This window comes from Proteus sp. fly-1089, from assembly GCF_040138965.1.
Taxonomy (GTDB): domain Bacteria; phylum Pseudomonadota; class Gammaproteobacteria; order Enterobacterales; family Enterobacteriaceae; genus Proteus; species Proteus vulgaris_B.
Map to the genome: position 1 here is coordinate 666,494 of NZ_JBEETS010000001.1, position 15,616 is coordinate 682,109.

A 15,616-nucleotide genomic window follows, 5' to 3' on the forward strand; every position below is an offset into this window, starting at 1 on the left:
AATAAAATCTATGAATAATTTTTCAGATAGTCATATACAGAAAATATCTTTATTGTGATTTGATTACACAATTATTAAACCCCACACATAAATGTAAATAATTATCATTTATATTGACTGACAGTCGGTCGATAATGTATGTTACCGACCACGAGTCAATCATGGTTTATTTCATTTTTTGGGATCATTATGTTGCTACTACCTCAAATAATACATTGTCCAAATAAGCAATTAAAAAATTATTGGAAATGTAGTTACTCTTTTGTTTTACCTACATTAATTTCATTAAGCGTGGTGTTACCCTCTTTTGCTTCAGAAAATATTGAAAAAATTATTGTCGCCTCTTCACCAAGTTCGTTGTCTGATGCACAACCTTACGGATATGTTGCAAAACAGCAGGCAACGGCGACGAAAAGTGATGCAACTTTATTAGAAGCACCACAAATGGTTTCTGTTGTTAATCGTAGTCAACTAGATAACTTACCCTCTGAATCTATTAGTCAGGCATTACGTTATAGTTCTGGGATTGTCAGTGAAAAATTTGGCGCTTTTGGTAGTGGTATTGATTACTCGAAAATGCGCGGATTTGATGCAGACTATTATTTAGATGGTTTAAGAATGCTTGGTAATAGCGGTATTTGGGCGCCACAAATTGATAGTTGGAGTTTAGAAAGTATCGAAGCCGTACATGGCCCTGCATCTGCTTTATATGGACAAGGTGGTGCAGGTGGTGTGATTAATATGATATCGCGTCGTCCTTGTGCAGAAACGCAACACCAAGTGCAATTACAAGCGGGCAATAATAAAAATCATGGTATTAAATTTGATACCACATCAGCTCTTAATGAAAATGAAACATGGTTATATCGTGTTTCAGGTTTGATGCTTGAACAAGGATCGCAAATACCCTCTTCTCGTCAAACTCGTTTTCTTATTTCACCTGCTCTCACTTGGAAACCTAATGATGTATTGAGTTGGACAATATTGGGACAATATCAAAAAGAGCCTCGTCTGGGTTACTACAATACGCTACCTGCTCAAGCATTAGGTTTATTACCTAATCCTAATGGTAAAGTTGATCCTAATCGAAATTATAATAATCAAAGCCATGATAATTCACATCGTAAACAACAATCGTTAACTTCATTGTTTGAATATGAACTGACCCCACAGTGGCAATTTAAGCAAAATACTCGTTTTATGAAGGTTGATACAGAAATAAGCCGTGACTATACCCGTGGCTTTCTGCCCGGTGCTCGCTTGTTAACTGCGGTTTATCAGGAGGCGCCAAGTACATCAGAAACATGGGTAACTGATTCACAATTGATTGGTAAATTAGCAACATGGGATATCAATCATACTGTGATAACTGGTTTTGATTATCAACATGGCTATATGACCAAAGATTGGTGGGGTTCACAAACAGTTAGTTTTGATCCTTGGGCATCACATCACAAGCCTGATTTTGAGCCTTACCCTGTTTCGCGTACTTCCACAAAACAACAATTTGATCGCTATGGATACTATTTACAAGATCACCTTCGTTGGCAGCGATGGAATTTATTACTCAGTGGCCGTTATGACAGTGCGGATTTAGAGACACATAATCAAATTTCAGGTATGACACAGCAAAGCCATAACACGGCATGGAGTCATCGTGTTGGTTTAAGTTATCAATTTAATAATGGGTTCTCACCTTGGATAAGTACATCAGATAGTTTTGATCCTGTATTAGGTACAGATGCAGATGGAAAAGCTTTTATTCCAATGAAATCAAAACAATATGAAGCAGGTGTTAAATATCAAAATTCTGAGTTAACACAACTGGTTAGTATTTCTGTATATCAATTAACCCAAGAGAATGTCACAACACATAACCCTAGAAATCCTGATTATTATCAGCAATCGGGTAAAATTCGTTCTCGTGGCGTTGAGCTTGAAAGTAAATTAGCGCTAACGCCACAAGTTAATATGATGCTCAATTATGCTTATCTTCATAATATTGTGACATCGACTAGCGATCCAACCACCTTAAATAAACACCCTGTCCAAGTACCTACTCATACGGGATCTGCATGGATAGATTATCGTTTTCATCAACCTTATTTAAACGGTGCATTATTAGGTGCTGGTGTACGTTATTTAGGTTCAACTTACGGTGATAATACGAATACATTTAAGGTACCAGCAGTATGGTTAGGGGATGTGAGTTTCCGTTATCAATTATCGGCAATTAATCGTGAATTACAGGGTTTAGAATTAGGATTAACTGTCAGCAATATCACGAATAAATCCTATATTTCTAGTTGTACTAGTTCAACTTATTGCAGTGTGGGAAGCGATCGTGTTGTGCTTGGTATCCTCAATTACTATTTTTAGGAGATGAACATGGATAACTATCGACGTTCATTACTAAAAGGTGCCAGTGCATTCTCGTTATTATTAGCAACCCCTTTTCCTGTTTATGCAAAACTTGTTTATGTAAAACCAAGACAGAGAGAAATTGTTGATATTCTGGGAAGAGAAATTGTATTAGTACAAGAATTAACACGCATTTATGTGGCAGATAGTGGGTTATTTTTACTTTATGCTTCATTAAGTGGAGGCGCTTTTTATGAGCGTCTTATCGGGATGCCATCCGCCTTCCGTACTGCCGACTTAAGTTTATATCACCAATATACGCGAGCATTTCCTCAATTATTGGCATTACCTGAGTTTACGGCTATGTCGAGTGGACATTTTAATAGTGAAAAACTTATCGCGCTAAAACCCGATGTCATTATTGTGGCGGTTGGAACTTATCGTGCAATTAGTGTTAATGGTGTGCTGGATTTATTAACGAAAGCGAATATTCCCGTTGTGGTGTTTGATTTGAGCATCGACCCACTTAATAACACGCCAATTAGTACATCTATAATGGGAAATTTATTGGGCAATATTTCACAAAGCCAAGCCATGAATCAATTTCGTGAAAAGCAACTCAATTATATTTCTCAGCAATTAAGAAAAAAGCCACTTAAACGCCCTAATGTGTTATTTGAACGAGCCGCTGGTTTTACACCTGAATGTTGTCTTTCTTATGGTAATGGCAGTATGGGACAAATGTTACAAAATGCAGGTGGTCAAAACTTAGGTTCAGAATATATAAAAGGCACTTATGGGATTTTGAACCAAGAAACGGTGATTTATGCCAAACCGGATAAGATTTTTTTAACAGGGGCTGATTGGAGTGGCTATAACCCTTCAGGTGATTGGGTTAATTTAGGCCCAGGTGCAAATTTAGATTTGGCAAAACAGCAACTTGAAATTTTAATGCACCGACTTGCTTACAAAACACTCGATGCGGTTAAAGATAAACAAGTATATGCTCTTTGGCACTCATTTTATGACAGCCCTTTTGGTTTTATTGCGATATTACAAATGGCTAAATGGCTACACCCTGAGCGTTTTTCACACCTCGATGTAGACACTATTTTTTATGATTACCATACTCAATTTTTACCAGTGAAATGGGAAACGGGCTATTGGGTCACTTTGTTTGATCAAGATAAGGAATAATCATGTTTGATATCTATTCACCCGATCCTTTACGGGCAAAAATTGAGTCACAATCAGCAGGAAAAAGAACAATTTTATACTCAGCAAAAGGCCAACCTAACTATATGTATGTTGTTCCTTATTTTCGATTAAATGAAGTATCAGATAATCTTGATGATACAACTCACTCTGCATTTATTGTAAATGGAAAAGTTAAGAATGAGTTTTTCTATGCGTGTTATCCCGCTTCATTACATCAAGATGAATTGTTAAGTTTACCTAACCAAAAACCGGCGACATCATTAGATTTATTGAGCTTCCAGCAATATGCACAACATACAGGACGAGGATTTCATTTAAGTACACATGCAGAATGGGCTGCTTTAATGCTGTGGTGTCGCCACCACAATATGATTGAAGATGGTAATACGGATTATGGACGAAGCTTTCTTCACCCAGAGCAATCTGTTACTCGTGTTGATGGTAAAGAAGCTGGTGATATGGACTTTACCACAGGTGATCCCACGACAATAACGGGGCCACAATGGTCGAATTGGTATCATGATAATAGTGAGTTTGGTATTAGTGATTTATGTGGCAACCTTTGGGAATGGCAAAGTGGTATGCAATTAAATGCCGGAGAAATACAGATAATTAAAGATAATGATTCTGTATTTTGTGGTGATCCCTCAGTAATAGAGCAATGGCACTCAATAGCATTATCAACGGGACAATTATTACCAATCAATCATCCCAATAGCGCAAAATACGATGCCCCTTCAGATTATTGTGATGGAAATGCTGGTACTCCTATTTTATCAACTTCAATAAAACACTATAACGGCACACCAACAGATAATGGTTATCCTGCTGGATTAATGGACGGCGATTTTAATGCAATAACAGCAGAAGATAGTATTAAAATACCTACATTATTTAAAGAATTAGGATTATATCCAGCAATAAACCAACAGGACAATGATCAGGTTTATTTACGAAATTATGGTCAACGCTCTTTAATGCGCGGAGGCGCTTGGTATTCACAGCAAGCCGCAGGGATGCGAGCATTATGCTTAAGTCATAATCAGCATCATTTCAGCACTTCTGTCGGCGGTCGCCTTGCTTGGATTGATACAACCAGTTAATTAACCTAAAAAATTATTATTTATAGATATTTTTGCATAAATTAATTTACCTTAGTATCGATTATATGAATAATACTGCTAATAGTAATTATTATTATTCGGTGACTTATTGTGATTAATTTTCATGCGTTTAAATTAAAACCGGTGGCATTGCTCTGTTCTGCCACCCTTCCTTTTGTTTTGGCTACACAGGCTTTTGCGGAAGATGCAGCAAAAACAGAACAAGTAGAGAAGCTTGTTGTTAGTGCTCAAGCATTAAAAGTAAATACTAGTTTGCAAGAAACGCCTAAATCAGTTTCTGTGATTTCTCAGCAAGATATAGAAACTCATGCTCCACAAAAATTAGACGAAGCATTGCGTTATACATCAGGTGTTGTCTCTCAACCTTTTGGTGCTGATAACGATACTGATTGGCTCCGTATTCGTGGCTTTGAGGCGGCAACTTATCTCGATGGCAGTCGCCTCTTTCGTGATGGTTATTATACATGGCTACTTGAGCCTTATGGTTTTGAACAAATTGAAGTGGTAAAAGGTTCTTCTGCTGTATTATTTGGTGAATCGACACCTGGTGGTGCCGTTAACGTAGTACAAAAGAAACCCAGTTTTACTCCTCGTAATGAAGTCTTTCTTGAGGCCGGAAATAATGATCAACGAGGCTTAGGCTTTGATGTTTCAAGTGCCACGGATGATAAACGTGTGCGCTATCGCCTTGTTGGGTTAATGAAAAAATCAGACGGAGAATTATCGGGTACTGATAATGAGCGTATTTATCTAGCGCCAAGTGTTGCGATTAACCTGACTGACGATACATCACTCACTTTTATGGCAACCTATCTTCATGATGATGGTACGCCAACTAATCCTTTCTTCCCAGCAGCAGGCACATTAATTTCATCCCCTTTTGGTAAAATTAAGCCTTCTACCAACTTAGGTGAACCTGGGTATGATAAATATAAACGTACCCAAATTTCAGCAGGTTATTTACTTGACCATAATATCAATGATGTTTGGCGTTTTTCACAACGTTTAAACTATGGCTATAACGATTTGTTATTACGCAGTGTCTATGCTTTTCCTAATTCAGATATCACTGCAACAGAGCTAAGTCGAGGTGTTGTCTTCCGTGATGGTAAAAGCCAAAGTATCACTTTTGATAACAATATAGTCGGTGAATGGGATACAGATAATTTTGAGCACACATTATTAGCCGGTGCTGAATTGCAATATCACCAAACTAAAGGTGATGAACAAGATAATTATAGTTTTGATAAAATTAATCCGTGGAACCCAATTTACGGTAAATATACCCCACTTAACCCTGCTGATAATGTCAATCGTACTATCGATAAAACACAATATAGTCTTTATTCACAATATCAAACCAAATTTGATAGTCACTGGGTTGCCGTTGCCGGTGTTCGTCAAGATTGGGTAAAAACAGAAAATAAAGCGCAAACAAAAAATGAGGACAAATCACGTACTGATAGTGAATTTAGCCTCAATGCAGGATTAATGTATTTAGCAGATAATGGCGTATCGCCTTATATCAGTTATTCTGAGTCATTCGAGGTGATGAGCACCATTGATCCGGCAACTAAAGAGCTTTATAAACCACTCAAAGGTGACCAAATTGAAGCGGGTATAAAATATACGCCTGATTTTATGGATGGTTATTTTAATATTGCTTGGTTTGATATCACACAGAAAAATGCACTTGTTGCAAACCCAACAACTTTTGTTTCAACACAAACGGGTAAAGTCACCTCAAAAGGTGTCGAAGTTTCCAGTGAAGTGCAGTTGACTGAACGTTTAGCATTAAAAGCCAATTACACCTATACCGATATGCAAACGGATGACACTGGTAATAAAGGTAAACAGCAAGCGGGGTTAATTCCTAAACATACCGCTTCAGCTTGGGGAAGTTACACTATTCCAATTACAGGGACGCAAGATCTAACATTAGGTACTGGGGTACGCTATTTAGGAGAATCTAAAGATAACCCTAAAAGCAGTAATTTAACTGTTCCTAGTGCAACATTATGGGATATGGCAGCAACTTATAACCTCGATAAACAGTGGCAACTACAGTTAAATATCAACAATATCCTCGATAAAGAGTATATCTCTGGTTGTGATTACTACTGTTATTATGGGCAATCGCGCTCTGTTTTATTGAACGCAAAATATCGCTGGTAATTTTCTTTTTTATTCCGCCTTTTATTGTTAAATATGCAATTAAAAGGCGGAATAGTATTTTATAAATGAGTGACCATGTTCGAACTCTCAAATATTCAAATGGATCGCGGTGGACGTACTATTTTATCAATCCCCTCACTGCGTATTTCAGACTCTGGATTAACTATTGTGCTCGGCCATAATGGTTCAGGTAAATCGACCTTAGTTAGTTTATTATCTGGTCAGCAAATCCCTGATAGTGGAAATATCACACTGAATAATTGCAATATCTCACACTATAAACCACGTGATCTAGCTAAACAGATAGCCTTCCTTCCTCAAAAATTGCCTGCTTCTGCAGGATTAACAGTAAGAGAATTAGTGCGTTTAGGCCGTTTCCCTTGGCGTGGAACATTAGGCCGTTGGAATAAAAAAGATGATGAAATAATCACAACGGCAATGGAAAAAGCGGGAGTTTTACCCTTTGCAGACACACTCGCTGATGATTTATCTGGTGGTGAACGTCAACGTGCTTGGGTTGCAATGTTACTGGCTCAACAATCACCCATTTTAATTTTAGATGAGCCAACTTCTGCTTTAGATATACATCATCAATATCAACTAATGGAGCTTTTAAGTGAATTAAATCAAACTCAACATGTTGGTATTATCGTTATTTTGCATGATCTCAACCTTGCCTTGCGTTACGCCACTCATATTATCGCGCTTAAAAAAGGGAAAATTGCATTTGAAGGAGAAGCCTCACTACTTTTTGATGATGAACGACTTTCTGCACTTTATGAAACACCCATTAAGCTGATTGAACACCCTGATAATAAAGGTTCACAACAACATAAGGTGGCAGTGGTATGTGTGTAATATTACAAAAAATAGTTAGGCTTCTGTCTTTTTGTCTGGCTATTTTATTTATCACTCCCATTGTTAATGCTGCGCAAAATAATCATGAAACAAACGCGAATACGCCACAACGCATTATTGTTTTGGATTGGGATTTATTGGAACAAATATTAACACTTGATGTTATTCCAGTGGGCGCTACTGAAATTGCTGGGTATAACCAATGGGTAGCTTACCCTGTTGCTCCAAATACTATTGAAGAAGTGGGTATGCGGGCTGAGCCTAATTTAGAAAAAATGGCTTCGTTAAAACCAGATCTTATTTTAGCATCAAGTTCTCAGCAAGATTTATTGCCTGTATTAAAAACCATAGCCCCTGTTGTATATCTGCCTAATTTCTCTCGCCAAGATAATGCAGCAGAAGTTGCTTTGGCGCATTTTAATACCCTAGCCTCTATTTTAGGAAAAACAGCGCTTGCACAGCAAAAATTAGCAGAAATGGACAACACTTTTGCACAATTAAAGAGCAAATTACAGCAAGCATTTATTACGTTACCTGAAGTGGAAGTGATCCGTTTTTCTACATTAACGTCTGTTTTTCTATACACCGAAAACTCAACAACTGAATATGTAGTCAATAAGTTGGGTCTAAAATCCGCCATATCATTACCTCCTCAACCTTGGGGAATTGATCAGCGAAGAATGAATATATTGCAACATATTAAACAAGGCTACGTTCTTTATATGTTGCCATTCCCTGATGAAAGCAAACTGCAAAAATCCGCATTATGGCAAGCCATGCCATTTGTACAGAATAGGCATTTTCACTCAGTGAAGCCAGTATGGAATTATGGCGGAGTAGCATCATTAACGTTAATGGCAGAAGCTATTACAGAAAGTTTATTAGATATGGCACCGAATAATGAATATTAAGCAATTTACTTTCTATTTTTTGGCGATCATCTTATTAAGCATTACTAGCTTACAAATTGATAATTCTCTTTCATTATATCGCCAATGGCATTTGTTGGGAAATTTAGATACAAACGCCCTATTTGCCGATGTTTTTTTTATTCATGCACAATTACCTCGTTTAGCTATGACACTACTGATTGGCGGGATTTTCGGTGTTGTCGGCAGCTTAATGCAACAATTAACACAAAATAACCTGACATCACCGTTAACATTAGGTACTTCTTCAGGAGCTTGGTTAGCTTTAGTTATTGTTAATATCTGGTTTACAGATTGGGTTGCTGACTATAGTGCATTAGCTGCAACGATGGGGGCTTTATTTGCATTTGGTCTTGTCATTATTATTGCGGGTATCCGCAATATGACCGGTTTACCCCTCGTTGTTTCTGGTATGGTCATTAATATCTTATTAGGCGCAATTGCAACCGCGCTGGTGACATTAAATTCACAGTTTGCTCAAAATATATTTATGTGGGGTGCAGGTGATTTAGCGCAAGATGGTTGGGATAAATTCCTTTGGCTATTACCTCGAATTACACCTGTTTTACTTATTTTTATGTTTGCACCTCGTATTCTCACTTTATTACGATTAGGGCATGAAGGTGCAACGGCTCGAGGGTTATCTGTTTTACCTACATTTGCATTTTTTATTATATTAAGTACTTGGCTAGTTTCCGTATCAATTACTGTTGTTGGCGTCATTAGTTTTATCGGATTACTTGCACCTAATATTGTCAGAACATTAGGTGCAAGAACTGCTCGTCAAGAGCTTATTGCCAGCGGCTTAATGGGAATATGCTTATTACTTATTACAGATAGCTTGGCAATATGGGTTGGTCAGTGGCTCAATACGGTTATTCCCAGCGGAGTGACAGCCGCGGCTATTGGAGCGCCTGCATTAATTTGGTTTAGTCGAAAGAAAATGAGAGCTCAAGATCAGCTTTCTATTTCTATTCATTCTCAGACCAAAACAGTATCAATGTATACTGTAATAGGAATATTTGTATTATTAATACTTGGATTAGTCCTTACAATTTTCATTCATATTAATGAGCATCAATGGTTTTGGGAAATACCCTCTGTTTACCAATGGGCGTTACGCTCTCCTCGTTTATTAGCTGCTTTATTTGCCGGTATTGCACTGGCTATTGCTGGCGTGATTTTACAACGTTTAATCTACAATCCATTAGCTAGTCCAGATATTTTAGGGGTTTCATCTGGTGCTACTTTTGCATTAGTTTTTTCTAGCTTAATTTTAGGGAGTACCTTACAAACATCACAGTGGGGAATTGCATTATTAGGTAGCGGTGTTGTGATGATTACTCTATTAATCTTAGGCAAAAAACACCAATATGCGCCAGCCAGTTTGATATTAACGGGTATTGCATTAACCGCGAGTTTAGAAGCCTTTATTCAATTTTTCTTAGCGAAAGGCTCATTAAGCAGCTATAAAATATTACTGTGGTTATCTGGTTCAACTTATCGTGTTAATAGTGAACAGGCTCTCTATTTTGCATTTGCAATTACATTGATTGTGGGAAGTGTCTTTTTATTAACGCGCTGGCTTGCACTAATATCAATTGGTCGAAGTTTTGCTTCAGCTCGAGGATTGCATACTGAGCGTGCCAGTATTATTTTATTAATCATCGTTTCGTTATTATGTGCTTTAGTAACTTCAACAGTAGGCCCTATTGCCTTTATTGGCTTAGTTGCTCCTCATATGGCCGTATTACTTGGTGCTCAAAAAATAAAATCACAATTAATGGTTTCAGGATTAATTGGTGGCACCTTAATGGTTTGGGCTGATTGGCTTGGACAAATATTTATTTATCCCGCACAAATTGCGGCAGGAACTTTAGTGGCTATTTTAGGTGGTAGCTATTTCCTTTGCTTAATGCTGTTAAACCGTAGCCGTTGATTTGAAAAGCCTAAGATATTGGTGTTATTTTTACTAATATTCTTAGGCTTTAAATATAATTAGTTACAAAGATATTTTTCAGTGGTAATTATTTATACGTTTGAAACTAAAAATATTTAATTATTTATCTCAATAATACCTATTAATAGATAAGTATTATTGATTAATTGTTATTTATTGTGATCAGGGCACCTTTATAAATAAAAGCATTACGCTATGTTTAAAATTCACTTTTTATATAAGGAGTTTTTATATGGCAAAGTATTATTATGAATCTAACTTAAAGAAATCGCTATATTCAACAGATTTCAATACTGAATTTAAAACATCACAATATGTAGAATATTCAGGAATTTACAGATGTAAAACATGTGGTTATGAAATTGCGCTAAATGCACATGAAGGAAAGGTCCCACCTCATCAAAATAATTCAAGTTGTTCAAATAATGTTTTTAAGCTATTAGTTAAAACAGATAATTAAAAATAAAAACCACCTGTATTGTGGGTGGTTTTATTTTGATATACGAGCATTATGACTAATCCAATAATTTAAATAACGTTTTTTAACATCCCTATTTTCTCTAAATAATTATTTTAGCAATTGCGTAAATTGCTGGTAAAGCATTGGGCCTAAAGTATTTGCAGTATATTCTTCACTATGACCTAAATTATCAACCGCTGCATGCATACCATGATAAATCAACGTACTGGTTAATTCAGGCTGTGTGACGTGCCACGTTTTATTTTCAGTTCCTGAAATTAACAATGTTTGTATTTGCTGCAATGCCCTATTTTCATGAATATTACTACTTTGATGAAAAACTTGATGAAAAAGCATATCGTGTAATTGCTGTTTCTCAACATAAGCAATCACACTAATTTCACACCACTGTTTTAATTTTTCACGGTGATCTTGCTGTGAGCAGGCATTCATCGCACTGTCTATTTTATCCAAGTACCAATCCATATAACGCGTTCTTAATGCGTTAAGAACATCTGTTTTGGCAGAAAAATAGTGATAATAGGTTCCTTTAGCTACCCCTGCCTTTTTTACGATATCGCTCACAGTTGTTGCATCAAAGCCTTTATCTAAAAACAATGCTTCTGCTGCATTCATTAACTCTTCTAAACGAACCTCTGCGGGTTTTGTTCTTGGTTTATCTGTGGTTTGTTCTTCTAATGACATTGCTTATCTCCCTCAAAGTCGCTTGTAAAGAGTACTCTAAATTAAAGCTAGCCACAACGATGATAAATGAAACTCATTATCAATAACGATTGACCGACGGTCGGTCGAGTATTATTATGCCATTATTATTCATCATTAAGGCAATAAAGCTTATGACTTATTTGAAACGACTGTCACTTATCTGTGCCATTTGTTTAGGCACTTTTATGGCAACACTTGATATTAGTATCGTGAATGTAGCATTACCCACTATTCAAAATGATATCCATGCTGATATGGCAACTTTACAATGGATTGTTGATGCTTATGCGCTTTGTTTATCTGCCTGTATTTTGTCATCAGGCCCTTTAAGTGACCGCTTTGGACGAAAAAAAGTATGGTTATGGGGTGTGATTATTTTTACTGTAGGATCTGTTATTTGTGCTATTGCACAGCAACATGAAGTGCTTATTTTAGGCCGTATTATTCAAGGTATTGCTGCCGCCGCACTAATTCCTGGCGCATTGTCTCTAATTACACATGCTTTTCCAATTGATATTGAGCGTGTCCGTATTATAGGTATTTGGTCTTCTGTCAGTGCTTTATCACTGATTATTGGCCCTATTTTAGGTGGGATATTAGTTCATACCAGCGGTTGGGCAAGTATATTCCTTATTAATATTCCTATAGGCATAATTACTGTATTACTGGGTTGGTATGGATTAAGTGAAAGCGCTGATCCTGAAAATGTGGCACTAGATCCCTTTGGTCAATTGACCAGTATGTTAGGACTAGGCTTACTGACTTATGGTTTAATTGAAGCCGGATCTGTAGGTTGGTCACATTATCGAACTTTATCGACATTGATGGTAGGCGTTATATTTCTCGTTCTCTTTTTAATGATAGAAAAACGTGTTGAGCGGCCTTTATTACCACTTACTTTATTTAAAGATCGCGCATTTTTTCAATATAACCTTTCTTCTTTCACTTTGGGCTTTGCCACTTATAGCAATGTCTTTTTTATTGCTTTTTTTCTGCAAAAAGCACAAGGCTGGAGTGCATTAGAAACAGGTTGGAGAATGGCACCTGAATTTATTGCAATGGCTCTATTTTCAATGTCTTTTGGTCGTTTATCTGCATATTTTTCAGTAAGAAAATTAATGATCTGTGGTTTCTTGTTTATCGCTATTTCTTCTTGCTTATTAGCGACATTGGCAACAAATAGCCACTATGGAATAACTGGAAGTTATTTATTTGTATTAGGTGCTGGAATGGGCTTGTCAACGCCTGCAATTGGTGCGTTAGTGATGAAAAGTGTTTCACCATCTCGCTCTGGTATGGCGTCTGCAACCATGAATGCATTAAGACAAACAGGAATGACGATGGGGATTGCTTTACTAGGTACATTAATGGTGCAACAAGCAATCCATTATATGGTTATGCAAAGTCAGGCATTAGGAATATCTGTAAACTATATCGATGTTGTCAGTCTAGTAACTGAAAATACTACCAGCAATTTAGATAAAGAATTCATTACTCTGCTACCAGAGGCATTTAATTCCGGATTTGCTTATGCAATTGCAACTGCTGGGATCTCATGTTTTATCACTTTATTTATCGTATTATTACCTTTAAAAACAAAACATAGCGCACTTTCCCAGCAAATAACCGATTGATAGTGATAGTTATAAACGTTGAGTAAGAAACTCAAGGAAAGATTCAATATTACGAGAAAGCGTACTACGACTTGCATATATTGCGATTAAATTAATACTGGCGGGCTGTTGAGGAAATTCAATAGCTCGCAAATCTCCAGCTTTAATTGCATCAATACAACAATGTTCAGCCAAAATAGCAAACCCTAATCCTTTTAATACCGCAGCTCTTGCTAATATGGCGCTATTTACTCGGTAATGGCTATTAATAGTAACTTTTATTGATTTTTTATGTTCATCAATAAATATCCAAGGCTGCCCTTCTAATGCGCTTAAACTAGAAATACAAGGCATTTGACTTAATTGTTCGATATGAGTTGGAACACCTGTTTTTTCTAATAACTCATTAGAGGCAACAACAATACTGCGCCACGATTTAATTAACCGTGAATGATAACTGCTATCTGCTAGATTTCCGCGATGAAAAGTTAATAGTAAATCAATATCATCATCAATGATATTTCTTGGCATTAATTGAGTGTCACATTGAATAAGTAAATTAGGATGAAGAACTGCAAAATCGGCTAAAATATCAGCCAGTAGTTCGCTACCATATTCACTAGGAATGGTTAAACGGAACGTTCCTGTTAATGGGCCATCACTAGTGATATTGCTTATAACATTGTCTAACTCAGTTAACGTTTTCTTTCCTTGCTGATAGAGTAATTTACCTTGTTCTGTAAGACGCATCTTTCGCGTTGTTCTATCAATAAGTTTACAAGTGAGTTGCTGTTCAAGCTGTTTAATAGCACGACTGATATTCGAGGTAGGCATAGATAATAGCCGAGCTGCTGCGGCAAATTGTCCTTGCTCGGCTACAGCAGAAAAAATACGTAATAAATTAAGATCAATTTGCATAAATAATTCACTGCCTACTGTATTTTTATTGCTTAATATAGGCAGTGTATCATTCATTTTCTTTTCTCTCGTTAATAATTAACAGTAACCATGAGACATGAGTTTTTGATAACGTTTATCTAAAAGCTCCTCGGTTGAATAGCTTTTTAATAAGGCTAAGTCAGTCAATAATTGTTGTTTAAGAAATTCAGCTGCTTGTTGATGATCACGATGAGCTCCACCTAATGGCTCTGGAATAATAGCGTCGATAATGCCTAATGATTGTAATTTAGGTGCTGTCATTCCCATGGTTTCTGCCGCTATTGGCGCTTTTTCAGAACTTTTCCATAAAATAGAAGCACAGCCTTCTGGTGAAATTGCCGCATAAGTGCTGTATTGCAGCATATTCACTTTATCACCAACACCAATTGCTAGCGCACCTCCAGAAAATCCTTCACCAGTAATAGTGCAAATAATCGGTGTTTTTAATCGTGACATTTCAAGAATATTACGAGCGATAGCTTCTGCTTGTCCTCGTTCTTCAGCACCAACACCTGGGTAAGCGCCCGCAGAATCAATAAAAATAATAACGGGTAGATGAAAACGTTCAGCCATTTTCATTAAACGTAATGCTTTTCTATAACCTTCAGGTGATGGCATACCAAAATTACGAAGAATTTTCTCTTTTGTATCACGCCCTTTTTGTTGCCCTATCACCATGACTGGCATTTTGTCTAAACGCGCTAAGCCCGCAACAATCGCTTTATCATCGGCATAAGCTCTATCACCCGATAACTCCTGAAAATCAGTAAAAACCGCTTTAATGTAGTCAAGGGTATATGGGCGCATTGGGTGACGAGCGAGCTGCACAATTTCCCATGCACCTAAATCAGTAAAAATAGATTTTGTCAGCGAAAGGCTTTTTTGCCTTAAACGAGCGATTTCTTCATCTAAATTAATACCTGTTGGTTCATCTTGAGATTGCTTAAAGGTAAGCAATGCATCTATTTTTTCGTCTAATTCAACAATAGGTTTTTCAAATTCAAGATGAATAAAAGACATAACGACCTCAGATTTAATGCAGTAAATAAAACAGTAATTGGGTCAGTTTAGAAAAAATAATAATGTGTTGATAGAGAGGAATTTGATAAACACTATTATCAAAAATGGGATAATTAAACATTACAACAAGATCGACAAGAAAAAAAACAAGATCAAAAAGAGCTTTTTTTCTGACTTTAAGCTATACAGTAATTACTAAGTTATGTATTAATATACAGTGCGAACTTATTCTT

12 protein-coding genes are annotated in these 15,616 nt (G+C 36.7%); 9 read left to right on the forward strand and 3 right to left on the reverse strand.

Annotation, left to right across the window (positions count from 1 at the left end; all coding sequences use genetic code 11):
• The first annotated feature begins 138 nt into the window (after nt 1–138).
• The 8 genes from ABN080_RS03130 (at nt 139) to ABN080_RS03165 (ending at nt 11,085) form a co-directional block, all read left to right on the forward strand.
• Entirely contained in the window at nt 139–2,379 is a 2,241-nt protein-coding gene (locus ABN080_RS03130) for a TonB-dependent siderophore receptor (protein WP_349440325.1), read from the forward strand.
• Between the two features lie 9 nt (nt 2,380–2,388).
• Nucleotides 2,389–3,558 carry an ABC transporter substrate-binding protein gene (locus ABN080_RS03135; RefSeq protein WP_349440326.1) on the forward strand — a complete coding sequence of 390 codons (1,170 nt, stop codon included), beginning with the start codon at nt 2,389–2,391 and terminating at the stop codon, nt 3,556–3,558.
• A 2-nt stretch (nt 3,559–3,560) separates the two neighbouring features.
• Nucleotides 3,561–4,682, forward strand: coding sequence for a hypothetical protein (locus tag ABN080_RS03140; protein ID WP_349440327.1), 1,122 nt, complete (start codon nt 3,561–3,563; stop codon nt 4,680–4,682).
• Between the two features lie 111 nt (nt 4,683–4,793).
• Complete coding sequence (locus ABN080_RS03145; RefSeq protein ID WP_349440328.1) at nt 4,794–6,878, forward strand: TonB-dependent siderophore receptor; 2,085 nt, start codon at nt 4,794–4,796, stop codon at nt 6,876–6,878.
• Nucleotides 6,879–6,953: 75 nt separating this feature from the next.
• Complete coding sequence (locus tag ABN080_RS03150) at nt 6,954–7,736, forward strand: ABC transporter ATP-binding protein (RefSeq protein ID WP_196553038.1); 783 nt, start codon at nt 6,954–6,956, stop codon at nt 7,734–7,736.
• Nucleotides 7,727–8,647, forward strand: coding sequence for an iron-siderophore ABC transporter substrate-binding protein (locus tag ABN080_RS03155; protein WP_349440329.1), 921 nt, complete (start codon nt 7,727–7,729; stop codon nt 8,645–8,647). Before ABN080_RS03150 ends, ABN080_RS03155 begins: the two co-directional genes overlap by 10 nt.
• Complete coding sequence (gene fhuB, locus ABN080_RS03160) at nt 8,637–10,604, forward strand: Fe(3+)-hydroxamate ABC transporter permease FhuB (RefSeq protein ID WP_349440330.1); 1,968 nt, start codon at nt 8,637–8,639, stop codon at nt 10,602–10,604. Before ABN080_RS03155 ends, fhuB begins: the two co-directional genes overlap by 11 nt.
• Nucleotides 10,605–10,857: 253 nt before the next feature.
• Complete coding sequence (locus ABN080_RS03165) at nt 10,858–11,085, forward strand: hypothetical protein (RefSeq protein WP_349440331.1); 228 nt, start codon at nt 10,858–10,860, stop codon at nt 11,083–11,085.
• Nucleotides 11,086–11,193: 108 nt separating this feature from the next.
• Here the strand turns inward: ABN080_RS03165 and ABN080_RS03170 are convergent, their stop codons facing one another.
• A complete protein-coding gene (locus tag ABN080_RS03170; protein ID WP_349440332.1) occupies nt 11,194–11,790 on the reverse strand; it encodes a TetR/AcrR family transcriptional regulator in 597 nt (198 codons plus the stop codon).
• Between the two features lie 152 nt (nt 11,791–11,942).
• Between ABN080_RS03170 and ABN080_RS03175 the strand changes: the two genes are divergently transcribed.
• Nucleotides 11,943–13,445, forward strand: coding sequence for an MFS transporter (locus tag ABN080_RS03175; RefSeq protein WP_196553034.1), 1,503 nt, complete (start codon nt 11,943–11,945; stop codon nt 13,443–13,445).
• Nucleotides 13,446–13,454: 9 nt separating this feature from the next.
• Here the strand turns inward: ABN080_RS03175 and ABN080_RS03180 are convergent, their stop codons facing one another.
• The gene (locus ABN080_RS03180) at nt 13,455–14,342 is read right to left on the reverse strand and encodes a LysR family transcriptional regulator (RefSeq protein WP_196553479.1); all 888 of its coding nucleotides are present in this window, start codon (nt 14,340–14,342) and stop codon (nt 13,455–13,457) included.
• 78 nt (nt 14,343–14,420) lie between these two features.
• The gene (gene accA, locus ABN080_RS03185; protein ID WP_349440333.1) at nt 14,421–15,383 is read right to left on the reverse strand and encodes an acetyl-CoA carboxylase carboxyl transferase subunit alpha; all 963 of its coding nucleotides are present in this window, start codon (nt 15,381–15,383) and stop codon (nt 14,421–14,423) included.
• Nucleotides 15,384–15,616: the final 233 nt, after the last annotated feature.

Excerpts from the sequence above, each read along its gene's own strand:
- ABN080_RS03175 (WP_196553034.1), top strand. The coding sequence starts at position 11,943 with ATGACTTATTTGAAACGACTGTCACTTATCTGTGCCATTTGTTTAGGC.
- ABN080_RS03180 (WP_196553479.1), bottom strand. The coding sequence starts at position 14,342 with ATGCAAATTGATCTTAATTTATTACGTATTTTTTCTGCTGTAGCCGAG.
- fhuB (WP_349440330.1), top strand. The coding sequence starts at position 8,637 with ATGAATATTAAGCAATTTACTTTCTATTTTTTGGCGATCATCTTATTA.
- ABN080_RS03150 (WP_196553038.1), top strand. The coding sequence starts at position 6,954 with ATGTTCGAACTCTCAAATATTCAAATGGATCGCGGTGGACGTACTATT.
- accA (WP_349440333.1), bottom strand. The coding sequence starts at position 15,383 with ATGTCTTTTATTCATCTTGAATTTGAAAAACCTATTGTTGAATTAGAC.
- ABN080_RS03165 (WP_349440331.1), top strand. The coding sequence starts at position 10,858 with ATGGCAAAGTATTATTATGAATCTAACTTAAAGAAATCGCTATATTCA.
- ABN080_RS03155 (WP_349440329.1), top strand. The coding sequence starts at position 7,727 with ATGTGTGTAATATTACAAAAAATAGTTAGGCTTCTGTCTTTTTGTCTG.
- ABN080_RS03135 (WP_349440326.1), top strand. The coding sequence starts at position 2,389 with ATGGATAACTATCGACGTTCATTACTAAAAGGTGCCAGTGCATTCTCG.
- ABN080_RS03170 (WP_349440332.1), bottom strand. The coding sequence starts at position 11,790 with ATGTCATTAGAAGAACAAACCACAGATAAACCAAGAACAAAACCCGCA.
- ABN080_RS03130 (WP_349440325.1), top strand. The coding sequence starts at position 139 with ATGTTACCGACCACGAGTCAATCATGGTTTATTTCATTTTTTGGGATC.
- ABN080_RS03140 (WP_349440327.1), top strand. The coding sequence starts at position 3,561 with ATGTTTGATATCTATTCACCCGATCCTTTACGGGCAAAAATTGAGTCA.